A 13285-nucleotide genomic window follows, 5' to 3' on the forward strand; every position below is an offset into this window, starting at 1 on the left:
TCGGCAGATGATTCGCACGCAAAACGGCCCGCATGCTACCGGCCCGGCGCGCCGATGAACACGAACAAAGGCGCATGAGCTAGCCACCGATCCGCATAAGAAGGTTTGTGATCGAAACACGCCGATCAGGCATCACATCCCGCATTTGTACATACGCCTTTCTTCGTTGTGCACACCCATCGCCGCGCCACAGAATCCGCCCACATTCAAATGGAAAAACGGCGCATGGGGCCCGCATTCGCATTGGCCTTGCCGCCCGCCCGGAAAGACACAACAACATGGCCTACACGCTCAGCCTGCTCGACAAATCCCCTCTGGGCACCGGCGACACCGCCGCCCAGGCCCTGGCCCGCAGCATCGATCTGGCCCGCAAGGCCGAGGGCTGGGGCTACCACCGCTACTGGGTGGCCGAGCACCACAACAACAGCCAGCTGGCCTGCTCGTCGCCCGAGGTGCTGATCGCCCACATCCTGGCCCACACCTCGCGCATCCGCGTCGGTTCGGGCGGCGTGATGCTGCAGCATTACAGCCCCTACAAGGTGGCCGAGAACTTCAACCTGCTGTCGGCCATCGCCCCGGGGCGCATCGACCTGGGCGTGGGCAAGGCCCCCGGCGGCCTGCCGCTGTCCACCCGTGCGCTGCAAGGCCCGGGCGATGCGGCCCACAAGCGGCCCTTCGAGGACCTGCTGGCCGAACTCTCGGAACACCTCGCGGCGCAGCAGGCACCGGCCATTGCGCCGGCCGACGACGGCCAGCTCTGCGACGCCGATGCCCCAGCCGAAACCCAGTTGCGCGCCCAGCCCCGCCCGCCCGAGGCGCCGCAGACCTTTCTGCTGGGCGCCAGCGTCGCCAGCGCCGAACTGGCCGCACAGCAGGGCTGGCGTTTCGTCTACGCCGCACACATCAACGGCGCGCCCGCCGAAATCCAGAAGGTGCTGGGCCACTATCGCCAGCTCACCGGCAGCCCGGCGTTGCTGGCCGTCTCGGCCATCGTCGCCGAGGACGCCGAAGAGGCCGCACGACAGGCCCAATCCCAGCAGCGCTACCGTGTGCGGGTCGGGGACGGCCAGGCCGTCAATGTCGGCACCTTGCGTCAGGCCGAGGATTTCGTCCGGCAATCGGGCGGCGGCGCACACCACATCGAACAACGCGAGGTGCAAGTGCTGCACGGCACCGGCGCCGATGTGGTCCGGGCGCTCGATGCACTGCACGCGCAGTTCGGCATCGAGGAGTTCGTGATCGACACCCCCATCAGCGAAGGTGCCGCTCGCCTGGCCTCGATCGAACAACTCGCTGCCGCGCGTGTCGCGGCTCCGGTGGCCGTCGCGGCCTGATCCCGGCTGCCGAGCCTTCCAACGGGGCGCAATGCAGGCATGGCCGCCGAACCCCAGGGCGGCCGGTCCGTACCCACGCCGTGTCCGGCCGATCGACGCTTTACAGAGAGCCCTCATGACCCAAACCGCCCTGCGCATCGCCACCGAAGCCGATGCGCCCCGCCTGCTCAAGCTGCTGCACGCCGCCTATTCCGAGTTGCCGCCCGGCGTGCTGTTCACCGTCACGCGTGCCGGGGTCGATCTCGTTCGCCAGCGTATCCGGCAGCACACCACCTTCGTGATCGAACAGGCCGGCGGCAACGGCCCCGATCGGCAAGCCGACCTGTTGGGCACGGTGTCGATCCGTTTTCCGTGGGTTCCGGACGAAGCCCCGCGTGCCCCCTATCCTTTCATCCACTGGTTCGCCGTATCGCCTGCCCACAAACAGCAAGGGCTGGGCAGACGACTGCTCGACCACGCCGAACTGAACTTCCTGCGCGACACGGTCAAGGCACCGGCCGTGCACCTGGCCACGGCCATCAAGCACCCCTGGCTCACGCAGCTCTACCTCTCGCGTGGCTACGAGCCCTTCGGCAACTCGACCAATGCGCTCGGCACCGAACTGGTGTGGCTGCGCAAGGCGCTGCTGCCCGACCTGTACCCGACGTTGCTGCCGCACCGGCCGCCGGCCCCTGCCTCCACATCCACATCCACATCCACATCCGCCGACCCGGCACAGGCCGATGCACGTCCCCTGCATCCGTCCAAAACCGCTTCCTTAGCGGCCTGATTCACGGCCTGGTCCGCGTTTTTCATCTCCATCCACCCGTTCGACACGCTGTCTTGCACACACCCATGAACCTGCTCACCACCCCCCCTTCGACCCGGCCCCTGCGCATGGCCCTGGCCTTGCTGGCCGTCGGTTTCAGCCTCGCTGCCGCGGCCCCCGCCATGGCCCAGGCGCAACCGGTTTCCGGCGGCAGCCTGACCTGGGGCGTGGAGACCGAACCGGCCACGCTCAACCCGCATTTCAACGGCCAGGACAAGGTCGTGCTGCTGCTGCGCAACGCGTACGAAAGCCTGCTGGCCCGCACGCCCGACGGCGGCTTCCTGCCCTGGCTGGCCACGGGCTACACCCTGTCGGCCGACGGCAAGACGCTGGCATTCACCCTGCGCCAGGACGTGAAGTTCTCGGACGGCTCCGCACTCGACGCCGCAGCCGTCGTGCGCAACTTCAAGGCGATTCAGGATCCGGCCTACACCTCCAGCTCGGGCTCGCTGGCCGCACACGGCGCACGCCTGGCCGACGTCAAGGCACTCGACGCCTACACCGTTCAGCTCACGCTCAAGCAGGCCTATGCACCGTTCCTGGCCTTTGCCGGCAGCTTCGCGTTGCTTTCGCCGGCCTCGTTCGACAAACCCAACATCAAGTCCGGCGGTGTCGGCATCGCCGGCACGGGCCCCTTCGTGCTGCAGAACTACCAGAAGGGCCAGCAACTCGAATTCGCGCGTAACGCCGCCTACAACTGGGCCCCTTCGAACGCGGGCCACCAGGGCCCGGCCTACCTCGAGCGCGTCACCTACCGTTTCCTGCCCGAATCCTCGGTCCGCACCGGCGCGCTGCTGTCCGGTCAGGTCGACCTGATCGAAGGCATCTCGGGCAACGACGCCCGCCTGTTCAAGGACAGCCCCGAGTACAGCTACCACCGCGCCCTCAACACCGGCACGCCCTACTCCCTGTTCCTCAACGTCGACTACGGTCCGACCCAGGATGTGCGCGTGCGCCGCGCGCTGCTCGAAGGCCTCGATGTCTCGCCCATCCTGCAGTCCATCTATCGAGGCGAACGCACCCGCACCTGGGGCATCACCTCGCCCATCGATCCTTTCTACGACAAGCGCATCGAGAACACCTACGGCAACAACCCCCAGTTGGCCAACCAGTTGCTCGACGAAGCCGGCTGGACCCAGCGCGACGCGCAGGGCTACCGCACCAAGGACGGCCAGCGCCTGACCATCGAACTGATCCAGGCCCAGGCCACCGTGCGCGACCAGCGCGACGTGCTGCTGCAGGCCGTGCAGGCCCAGGCACGGCAGAAGCTGGGCATCGACTTCAAGCTCAACTACGTGGATGCCGGCACCTACACCGAGCTGCGCAAGACCGGCCGCTTCGGCTCCATCGCCAACTCGAACACACCGCCCGACGGCATCGACATCGAATACCACTACCTGCCCATCGACCAGGGAGGCTCGATCAACTACAGCCGCTCGGCCGATCCCAAGCTCAGCGTCTGGCTCAAGGCCGCAGCAGCCACCTCGGTGACCGCCGAGCGCAAACGCCTCTATGGCGAACTGCAGCACTACGCGATCAAGGAGCTGGCACTGGCCGTGCCGCTGTACGAACCCGAAGACCAGATCGCCGCGGCCCGCCACGTGCAGGGCGTGCGTTTCCGCGTCTTCCACCAGTTGCCCGAGAACCCCTACGACATCTGGATCAAGAAGTAAAAAAACACAGCCATGACACGATCCGTCCTGAAATCCAGCGCCCGCCGGCGGGCCGCCACCACCCTGCTCGCGGCGGGCCTCACGGGCCTTGCCGCGCTGCCCCTGGCCGCCCATGCGGCAGGCGCAGCGGGCACCCCGGTCAAGGGGGGTGACCTCACCTGGGGTGTCGAGAGCGAACCCAACACGCTCAACCCCCAGCTCAACGGCCAAGCCAAGGCCAAGCTCATCCTGCGCGCCAGCTACGAGTCGCTGTTCGCCCGCCAGGCCGATGGCGCCTATGTGCCCTGGCTCGCCACCGCCTACGAGATCAGCCCCGACGGCAAGCGCTACACCTTCACGCTGCGCGACAACGTCAAGTTCACCGACGGCCGGGCTTTCGACGCAGCGGCCGTGGCCACCAACTTCGAGCAGATCCGGCACGCCACCTACTGCTCGAGCTCCACCGCCTGCGAATTCGGCGCACGCATCCAGTCGGTCGAGGCCGTCGATGCGCGGACCGTGCGCATCCAGTTGACCGAGGCCTACACGCCCTTCCTGCCTTTCGCTGCGGCGCTCGAACTGCTGTCGCCCGCCGCCTACGATGCACCCAGCCTGAAGTCGGGCGGCCCCGAGCTCGCCGGCACCGGCCCCTTCATCCTCAAGCGCTACCAGAAGGGCCAGAACGTCGAGTTCGTGCGCAATCCCGACTACAACTGGGCACCCGCCACCGCCGCTCACCAGGGCCCGGCCTGGCTCGATCGCGTGACTTACCGTTTCCTGCCCGAATCCGCCGTGCGCACCGGCGCCCTGCTGTCCGGCCAGGTCGATGTCATCGAAGGCATCTCGGGCAACGACGCACGGCTCTTCAAGGGCCAGCCCGATTACCAATACCTCAAGGGCTACAACGCCGGCACGCCCTACTCGCTCTACCTCAACGTCACCTACGGCCCCACGCGCGACGTGCGTGTGCGCCGCGCGCTGCTCGAAGGGCTGGATGTCGACGCCGTCATCGCCTCGGTCTACCGGGGCGAGCGCACGCGGGCCTGGGGCATCGCCTCGCCGGTCGACCCCTACTACACCGCCGAGCTCGAGCGCGCCTATGGCAACAAGCCGCAGCTCGCCAACCAGTTGCTCGACGACGCCGGCTGGAGCCAGCGCGACGCCCAGGGCTACCGCACCCAGGACGGCGAGCGCCTGAGCATCGACATCGTGCAATCGCAGGCCACGGTGCGCGACCAGCGCGACGTGCTGCTGCTGGCCCTGCAGGCCCAGGCCCGCCAGCGCCTCGGTGTCGACTTCAAGCTGCGCTACGTGGACATCGGCACCTACGCCACCGTGCGCAAGACGGGCGAGTTCGGCTCCATTCCCAACTCGCGCACCGACACCGACGGCCTGAACATCGGCTACCACTATCTGCCCGTGGACCAGGGCGGCGCCATCAACTACAGCCGCACCGCCGCCCCCGAGCTGCGCGGCTGGCTGGCAGCCGGCGCCCGCTCGCTCGACAACGCCGAGCGCCGCCGCCAGTACGGTGCGCTGCAGAAGTTCGCCGTCGCCGATCAGGCCCTGGCCGTGCCGCTCTACATCCCCGAGGACCAGATCGCCGCCGGCCGCCATGTGCAGGGCCTCGGTTTCCGCTCCCTCGCGCAGTTGCCCGAAAACGCCTACGACGTCTGGATCAAGCGCCCCTGAGCGCTCCCTTCCGCACGCGAACCTCCCGACACGCCATGAGCCAGATCGCCGCTTCCATTCCCTCCCGCCGCCCCTGGCAGCACAGTGTGCAGGCCGTGCTGCGGTCGCCCGTCACGGTGCGCATCGCCACCGGCCTGCTGGTGCTGTGGGCCGCCATCACGCTGTCCTTCCTGGCGGTGCAGCTGGCGCCGGGCGACATCGTCGACGTGCTCATCGGCGAGCAGCCCAGCACGCCCGCGCTCGAAGCCGCCATCCGGCTCGAATGGGGCCTGGACCAGCCGCTCTACCAGCAATACCTGCTGTATCTGTGGCGTGTGCTGCACGGCGATTTCGGCCGCTCGTACATCCTCAACACCGATGTCTCGGGCCTGATCCTGTCGCAGCTCTGGCCCACGCTCAAGCTCACCGGCCTGGCGCTGGTGGTGAGCCTGGTCTTCGCCGTCGGCCTGGCCGTGCTCACGGCCGGCCGGCCCTGGGGCGCACGCGTGGCCTCGGGCATCGAACTGGTGCTGGCCTCCACACCGTCGTTCTGGCTGGGCATCGTGCTGCTGTTCGTCTTCAGCTTCACGCTCAAGCTGTTCCCGGTGGCCGGCGACCGGGGCTTTTCCTCCCTGGTGCTGCCGGCCATCTCGCTGGGCCTGGCCCAGGGCGCGGTGATCGGGCAGGTGCTGCGCCAGGGCCTCGAACGTGCGCTCGAGGAGCCCTTCGCACTCACCGTGCGCTCGTGGGGCGTGAGCGCATTCGCGCTGCGCCTGCGCCATGGCCTGCGCCACGCCGCACTGCCGGCCGTCACGCTGGCCGGCTGGCTCTTCGGCGGCCTGCTCGGCGGCGCGGTGATCACCGAACAGGTCTTCGGCCGCCCCGGCCTGGGCCGCATCACCGTCGAAGCCGTGCTGGCGCAAGACATGCCCGTGGTGCTGGCCGTGGCCATCTTCTCCGCCTTCATCTATGTCGTGCTCAGCACCCTGGTCGACCTGCTCTACCTGCTGATCGACCCCCGGCTGCGCGATGCCCGCACGCCGCGCTGACCGCGCCCGCAACCCGTTCAAGAATCATCCAGGGAACGCCGCCATGTCCTTCATCCCGCATACGTTCTCCGAACCGCATCGCGTGGGCCAGAGCAGCCACCGACTTGTGCGCTGGCTGCTGCGCCATCCCGGCCTGGTGCTGGCCGCGGCTTTCCTGGTCGTGGCCGCCATCGCCACGGTCGCGCCGCACTGGCTCACCGCCTACGATCCGCTGGCCGCCGATCCCATCGCCGCCCAGCTCACCAGCAGCACCGAGCATTGGCTGGGAACCGACCAGCTCGGCCGCGACATCTACTCCCGCGTCGTCCATGGCGCCCGCTACTCGCTGCTGATCAGCGTCGCCGCGATGCTGCTGGCCGCAGTGGCCGGCACGCTGCTGGGCCTGCTGGCCGGCCTGGCGCGCGGCGCGTTCGACGAGTTCATCAGCCGCCTGCTCGACGTCGTCTCTTCCTTCCCAGACCTGCTGCTGGCGCTCATGCTGATCTCGTTCACGGGCCCCGGCACCACCAACCTGATCCTGGCGCTGGGCGTGGCCTCGGTGCCCCGGTTCGCACGCGTGGTGCGGGCCCAGACCCTGGTGGTCGCGCAGTCCGGCTATGTCGAACATGCCCGCACCTTCGGCCTCGCATCGCACGTGCTGGTGTGGCGCCATGTGCTGCCGCACGCCGTCGCCCAGGTCCCCATCCTGGCCACCATCGGCCTGGGCTCGGCCATCATCGGCACCGCCGGCCTGAGCTTCCTGGGCATGGGCCCGCAGCCGCCCGCAGCCGAATGGGGCCTGATGCTGGCCGAAGGCCGCAACTACCTCTACAACGCCTGGTGGATCGCCGTCTGGCCCGGCGTCGCCATCACGCTCACCGTGATTTCCGTCAGCGTCCTGGGCCGCTACTGGCAGACCCGTTTCGAAGGCCGGGAGGCCGCATGAGCCACACTCACCCCACCTCATCCCCCACCGCAGCCCCTGCCGTGCTGCGCATCGAGAACCTGTCCATCCGCTTCGGCAGCGGGTCCGAACAGCGCACCGTCGTCTCGGGCCTGAACCTCACCGTGCAGGCCGGCGAATCCGTCGCACTCGTCGGTGAATCCGGCTCGGGCAAATCCGTCACCGCCCGTTCGCTGGTCGGCCTCAACGGCCAGCGCGCCCACATCCATGCCGACCGCTTCGAGATCGACGGCGAAGATGTCCGCGCCTACAGCGAACGCCAGTGGCGCGCCATTCGCGGGCGCCGCATCGGTTTTGTCCTGCAGGATGCACTCGTCTCGCTCGATCCGCTGTGCCGCATCGGCTCGCTGCTGGGCGAAGTACAGCGGGTGCAGACCACGCTGTCTCCGCGCGCCATCGCCGAACGCAGCGCCGCACTGCTGCGCTCGGTCGGCATTGCCGATGCGGAAAGACGGCTGCGCCAGTACCCCCACCAGCTCTCGGGCGGCCTGCGCCAGCGCGCGCTGATCGCCACCGCCATTGCCGGCGAACCCTCGCTGCTCATCGCCGACGAGCCCACCACCGCCCTCGACATGACGGTGCAGAAGCAGATCCTCGAACTGCTGCAGCAACGCCGTGCCCTGGGCAACAGCCTGCTGCTCATCAGCCATGACCTCGCCGTCGTCAGCCAGTTGGCCGACCGGGTCCTGGTCATGAAAGACGGCCAGGTGGTCGAAGAAGGCCGCACGCTCGACGTGCTGCGCGCGCCACGCCACCCGTACACCCAGCAGTTGCTGCAGGCCGTTCCCACCCGCGAATCGCGCGGCTGGCGGCTGTCCACGCCCACGGAGCCTGCCGACACCGCCGATCGGGCCGCACCGTCCGGTCTGCAGCCCCACACCCTCCCCGTCCGCATCCCGCTGCGCCCCAAGGCCATCGACCCCAGCCGCGAAGTGCTGGCCGTGCAGGGCCTGCGCAAGCAATACGGCGACAAGGCCGATGCCCGCCTGGCCGTCGACGGCGTGAGTTTTGCACTCGCCGCCGGCGAAACCCTCGGCATCGTCGGCGAATCGGGCTCGGGCAAGACCACCGTGGCCCGCATGGTGCTGGGCCTGGTCCAGCCCGACGGCGGCCAGGTGCACGTCAACGGCCTGCCCTGGAGCGAACTGCCCGAACGCCAGCGCCGCGCGCGCCGTTCCGGCATGCAGCTCATCGCGCAGGATCCCTACAGCTCGTTCGATCCGCGCTACACCGTGGGCCGCATCATCGGCGAGAGCCTGGACGCCGTGCAGGTCTACGGCGACGAGCGCCGCCGCCGGGTGCTGCAACTGCTCGACGAAGTGCGCTTGGGCCCTGCTTTCTTGAATCGTTACCCGCGCGAGCTCTCGGGTGGCCAGCGCCAGCGCGTGGCCATCGCGCGTGCGTTCGCGCCCAACCCGGCGCTGCTGGTCGCCGACGAACCCGTCAGCGCGCTCGACGTCTCCATCCAGGCCCAGGTGCTCGATCTGCTCTCCGATCTGCAAGCCGAACACGGCACCGCGCTGCTCTTCATCTCGCACGATCTGGGGGTGGTGCACCACATCGCCGATCGCGTCATCGTCATGAAGGACGGCCAGGTCGTGGAAACCGGCGCCGTCGAATCCGTGTTCGCCGCGCCGCGCCACGCCTACACCCGCGCGCTGCTCGACGCCCTGCCCGTGCTGCCCCCGCGCACCGACCTCGCCTCGGCCGCGCACCAACCGCTTGCCTCATCCACAGCTTCACCCACTGCCGCGCCCCTGCTGCGTGCCGTGGCCTGACCGTCTTCCATCCTCCGACCGCAGCGTCGTCCAGCACCATGCCTTCCTCGACTTCCCTCTCCCCCGCTCCCCGCCAGTTGCGCCTGGGCGCCATCATCCAGGGCGCCTCCGGCAACATGGCCGCCTGGCGCCACCCCGAAGCGGTCGCCGACGCCAGCATCAACGTGAAGTTCGTGCAAGACCTCGCGCGCACGGCCGAAGCCGCCAAGTTCGACCTGCTGTTCGTGGCCGACGGCCTCTACATCAACGCCAAGTCCATCCCCCACTTCCTCAACCGCTTCGAGCCGCTGACCCTGCTCTCCGCCCTGGCCCTGGTCACCGACAAGATCGGCCTGGTCGGCACGCTGTCGACCTCGTACAGCGATCCCTTCACCGTCGCCCGGCAGTTCTCCAGCCTGGACCACCTCAGCGACGGCCGCGCCGGCTGGAACGTGGTCACCTCGCCGCTCGAAGGCTCGGCACGCAATTTCTCGCGCGACAAGCACCCCGAGCATGCCGAACGCTACCGCATCGCCTCCGAATTCCTCGACGTCGCCAAGGGCCTGTGGGATTCGTGGGAAGACGACGCCTTCGTGCGCGACAAGCAGACCGGCGTGTTCTTCGACCCCGACAAGCTGCACACCCTGAACCACCAGGGCCAGTACTACCGCGTCGAAGGTCCGCTCAACATCGGCCGCTCGCCTCAGGGCCGCCCCATCGTGTTCCAGGCCGGCGCATCCGAAGACGGCAAGAAGCTTGCCGTGAGCCACGCCGACGCCATCTACACCCACCAGGACGATGCCGTGCTGGCCAGCGCCTTCTACGCCGACGTGCACCGCCAGCTCGCAGAGCAAGGCCGGTCGGGCGAAGAGCTGCGCATCTTCCAGGGCATCACCGTCATCGTCGGCAGCACCCGCGAAGACGCCGAACGCAAATACCAGGAAACCGCGGGCCTGGTCACGATTCGCAATGCCTTGGATTATCTGGGCCGGTATTTCGAGCACCACGATTTCTCGCAGTACCCGCTCGACGAACCCTTCCCAGAGCTCGGCGAGCTCGGCCAGAACAGCTTCCGCAGCACCACCGACGCCATCAAGCGCGATGCCCGCAAGCATGGCCACACCCTGCGCCAGGCCGCGCTCGAGGCGGCCACGCCCCGCCCCACCTTCCTCGGCACCGCCGAAGACGTCGCCGACGGCCTGCAGCACTGGTTCGAAACCCGCGCCGCAGACGGCTTCATCGTGCGCGGCGGCACGCCCACCAGCTTCAACGACTTCGCCGAGCAGGTCGTGCCCATCCTGCAGCAGCGCGGCATCTACCGCCGCGACTACGAAGGCGACACGCTGCGCGAGCATCTGGGCCTGGACTACCCGGAAAACCGCTACACCACCGCCCGCTCCGCATCGCCGGACGCTTAAGCCCGACCGTCCGACCGGGCCTCGCCGTCAGCCGACGCGGCGACGGCCCAGGCTTGCACCCCGGACACCCCAGACACCGCGCGCAGCCAGCCATCCCAGCAGCGCCAGCGGCAACCAGGCCAACGCGCCGCCGCCGCCACCGCTGCCTTCATCGCCGCCGGCATTGCCGCCGTCGTTGCCCCCCGTGCCACCGTCGACGGGCGGCGTCACCACCGGCGCATCCACCAGGGCCAGGTCGACGATCACCGGATCGTGATCCGACGACCGGTAGGCATCGGCCGCATAGAAGCTGGCCTTCTGGCCTTCGGACTTGAAGTCCACCGTGTACTCCAGCGCGATCGGCTCGTCCGCATTGATGTGCCAGCTCTGCACGCCGCGCGTGCGGGCCTGTGCGGCCGCATTGCCCAGCGCGTGGTCCAGATAGCCCGATTCGCCCTCGAACACATAGGTGTAGGCCGCGGCACCGTGCGCCTTGCGCTGCAGGTCGGCATAACCGGCCTGTTCGAAGCGCAGGATCGGGTTCTCCATCGCATACGCGTTCAGGTCGCCGATGATCAGCGTCGCGCTGTCGGCCACCTGCGTGGGGGCCGTGGCCAGCCAGTCGTTGATCAGGCCGGCGGCGCGGCTGCGCGTCGGGGCCCAGCAGCTCTGGCCGTCGCCCTGGTCGGCATCGATGCCGGTCGCGCCCGAGCAACCCTTCGATTTCAGGTGATTCACCACCACCGTCACCGGCTTGCCGCCGGCCAAGGGTTCGAACGTCTGCGCCAGCGGCTGGCGGTTCTTGTCGTCGATCTCCAGCGTCGCGGCCTGGCCCACGGGCTTGACCTTGTCCGCACGGTAGATCAGCGCCACGGCAATGGCATCGGTGCCCAGCCGGTCGACGCCCGGATCGACGAACTGCCAGTCGCCCTTCAGGCCCTGCGTCAGCGTCCGGATCGCGCTCCGGCTGCCGTAACCGTCGTTCTCGATTTCCATCAGTCCGACGATGTCCGCATCCATGCCGTCGATGGCCGCCACGATCTTGTCATGCTGGCGCACGAACTCGGCCTGGTCGGAGGCCCCGCGGTTGTTCGGGTCCTTGAAGCCCTCGTCGCTGCCCGTGCCGTCGCCGTTGAAGTAGTTGAGCACATTGAACGCCGCCACGCGCGTGTCGCTGCCGGCACTGCGCACCGGCGCTTGCGGGCGCGGATTGCCGTCGGCCACAAAGGTCGGCACCGCTGCGCCGGGTATCGGCTGGATGCGCCATTCGCTGAAGCGTTTTTCCATCACACCCGTTGCGCTCTGCGTGGTGTAGCCACGGCGCAGCGTATTGGCCGCGCTCAGCCCGCCTTGCGGATACGCCACCGGATCGGGGTTCTGGTTGTTCAGTCCGTCGTCCAGAATGATGCGCGAACGCGCGTTCTGCGCCATCACCGCTTGCGCTGCGGCGCCCGGTGCCGCCGTGTGGGTCGGCACCTGCAGCAGGCTGCTGCCCAGCACCACGCTGCCGTAGCGGCCCAGCTCGTACACCTCGTTGACCACCAGCGGCTGGCGGAACGTCACCAGCATGCCCTCGTAATCCGCAAACTCGGCATGGGCTGCCAGCGGCAGCGTCACCCCCTGCGCCGTGGCCTGCCCGTTGGGCGCACATTCGGCAAGATTGCTTTCCAGCTTGAGCTGGGTCTGGCCAAACGCCTCTTCGACCGTGCCCACCACATGCACCCGTGCGCCGGCCTTCACGGCACCGGCGGCCAGGTTGGGCGCGTACACAAACAGTCCTTCCGAGGTGTTTGCCAGGTTCTTGCGTTCGCCGTCGGCCGTCTGCAAGAAAAACCCGCCGAAACCGTTCGTGCCCAGGTAGTTGCCGGTGACGATCGCCTCGACGCCGACTCGTTTGCCCACCTGCGGCGAGGTCGCCGTGTTGCCCTGCACCTCGGCGATCGGCAGCGCCGTCGCTCCGCACTGTGCCACCACCGCCGGCGTTTCGGGCTCGTCCGGCACCGTGCCGCTGTACACGCCCAGGCCCGTGAAATCGTCCTTTGCAAAACCGTCCCACTCGACCGCAGGGTCGAACGCCGTTTCGTAGGCCGTGTCGCCCTGGGCCACCGTCAACTTGCGGCGCAGCGTGCGATCGAGCGTCGAGATACCGCCCGACACCCAGGCTTGATCCGGACGGAAACCCACTTGCCCGAACCGGTCGATCACCGTGCCGGCTTTCTTGAGCAACAGCGTATCGTCGCCATTGAAGCCCAGCGAAGCATGCGTCTGGTTGGCGCGCTTGATCACGGCTGCAGCCGCCTGCGTGTGCGCCAGCACGTACACCTGCCCCGCAGCCAGCGTGCCCGACAAGCCGATGTCCGCACTGGTCGTCCGGCCGCCGTTGCTGTACTGCTCGACCGTGTAGCTCGACAGATCCACCGCACCCGGGCCCGGGTTGTAGACCTCGATCGCCTTGTTGAAGCTGGAGCCCTCGACGTACTCGCTGAAGAACAGATCCGCATACGCGGGCGACGAAAGCAAAGGCAGCAGCAAGGCCGCGGAAAGCACAGAACGCACACTCAACTCCAGTGGTCAGAAAGTGAAAACTTTACAAACCGTCGGTGACGTTTACGTGGCAGTTGCACTCTGCCGGTCAATCCTAACGAAAATCAAAGTCGATAGAGCGTCTCTATAT

Annotated in this window: 9 protein-coding genes; 8 read left to right on the forward strand and 1 reads right to left on the reverse strand. The window is 68.2% G+C overall.

The genetic code is table 11. From position 1 onward, the window contains the following. Positions 1-278 precede the first annotated feature (278 nt). The 8 genes from EC845_RS17305 (at position 279) to EC845_RS17340 (ending at position 10632) form a co-directional block, all read left to right on the forward strand. On the forward strand, positions 279-1334 hold the full coding sequence (locus EC845_RS17305) for an LLM class flavin-dependent oxidoreductase (protein ID WP_123299376.1): 1056 nt from the start codon (positions 279-281) through the stop codon (positions 1332-1334). Between the two features lie 115 nt (positions 1335-1449). After that, positions 1450-2103 carry a GNAT family N-acetyltransferase gene (locus EC845_RS17310; RefSeq protein WP_123299377.1) on the forward strand — a complete coding sequence of 218 codons (654 nt, stop codon included), beginning with the start codon at positions 1450-1452 and terminating at the stop codon, positions 2101-2103. A gap of 65 nt (positions 2104-2168) precedes the next feature. Further along, positions 2169-3815, forward strand: a complete 1647-nt coding sequence (locus EC845_RS17315; protein WP_233598141.1) for an ABC transporter substrate-binding protein — start codon at positions 2169-2171, stop codon at positions 3813-3815. 12 nt (positions 3816-3827) lie between these two features. Beyond that, complete coding sequence (locus tag EC845_RS17320; RefSeq protein WP_123299378.1) at positions 3828-5486, forward strand: ABC transporter substrate-binding protein; 1659 nt, start codon at positions 3828-3830, stop codon at positions 5484-5486. Between the two features lie 35 nt (positions 5487-5521). Then, positions 5522-6514, forward strand: a complete 993-nt coding sequence (locus EC845_RS17325) for an ABC transporter permease (RefSeq protein ID WP_123299379.1) — start codon at positions 5522-5524, stop codon at positions 6512-6514. Positions 6515-6557: 43 nt separating this feature from the next. Continuing rightward, positions 6558-7439 (forward strand): ABC transporter permease, encoded by an 882-nt coding sequence (locus tag EC845_RS17330; protein ID WP_123299380.1) that lies wholly within the window; start codon positions 6558-6560, stop codon positions 7437-7439. After that, complete coding sequence (locus EC845_RS17335) at positions 7436-9235, forward strand: ABC transporter ATP-binding protein (RefSeq protein WP_123299381.1); 1800 nt, start codon at positions 7436-7438, stop codon at positions 9233-9235. Before EC845_RS17330 ends, EC845_RS17335 begins: the two co-directional genes overlap by 4 nt. Before the next feature lie 38 nt (positions 9236-9273). Next, positions 9274-10632 (forward strand): LLM class flavin-dependent oxidoreductase, encoded by a 1359-nt coding sequence (locus EC845_RS17340; protein ID WP_123299382.1) that lies wholly within the window; start codon positions 9274-9276, stop codon positions 10630-10632. Positions 10633-10659: 27 nt separating this feature from the next. On the opposite strand, the gene EC845_RS17345 is transcribed toward EC845_RS17340, so the two are convergent. After that, a complete protein-coding gene (locus tag EC845_RS17345) occupies positions 10660-13167 on the reverse strand; it encodes an ExeM/NucH family extracellular endonuclease (protein WP_233598142.1) in 2508 nt (835 codons plus the stop codon). Between the last annotated feature and the right edge of the window lie 118 nt (positions 13168-13285).

The sequence above is a fragment of the Comamonas sp. BIGb0124 genome (genome assembly GCF_003752175.1).
Lineage (GTDB): Bacteria > Pseudomonadota > Gammaproteobacteria > Burkholderiales > Burkholderiaceae_C > Comamonas_F.

Bases quoted from the DNA above. Each gene is read 5' to 3' on its own strand.
- EC845_RS17305 (WP_123299376.1), top strand. From the start codon at position 279: ATGGCCTACACGCTCAGCCTGCTCGACAAATCCCCTCTGGGCACCGGC.
- EC845_RS17310 (WP_123299377.1), top strand. From the start codon at position 1,450: ATGACCCAAACCGCCCTGCGCATCGCCACCGAAGCCGATGCGCCCCGC.
- EC845_RS17315 (WP_233598141.1), top strand. From the start codon at position 2,169: ATGAACCTGCTCACCACCCCCCCTTCGACCCGGCCCCTGCGCATGGCC.
- EC845_RS17320 (WP_123299378.1), top strand. From the start codon at position 3,828: ATGACACGATCCGTCCTGAAATCCAGCGCCCGCCGGCGGGCCGCCACC.
- EC845_RS17325 (WP_123299379.1), top strand. From the start codon at position 5,522: ATGAGCCAGATCGCCGCTTCCATTCCCTCCCGCCGCCCCTGGCAGCAC.
- EC845_RS17330 (WP_123299380.1), top strand. From the start codon at position 6,558: ATGTCCTTCATCCCGCATACGTTCTCCGAACCGCATCGCGTGGGCCAG.
- EC845_RS17335 (WP_123299381.1), top strand. From the start codon at position 7,436: ATGAGCCACACTCACCCCACCTCATCCCCCACCGCAGCCCCTGCCGTG.
- EC845_RS17340 (WP_123299382.1), top strand. From the start codon at position 9,274: ATGCCTTCCTCGACTTCCCTCTCCCCCGCTCCCCGCCAGTTGCGCCTG.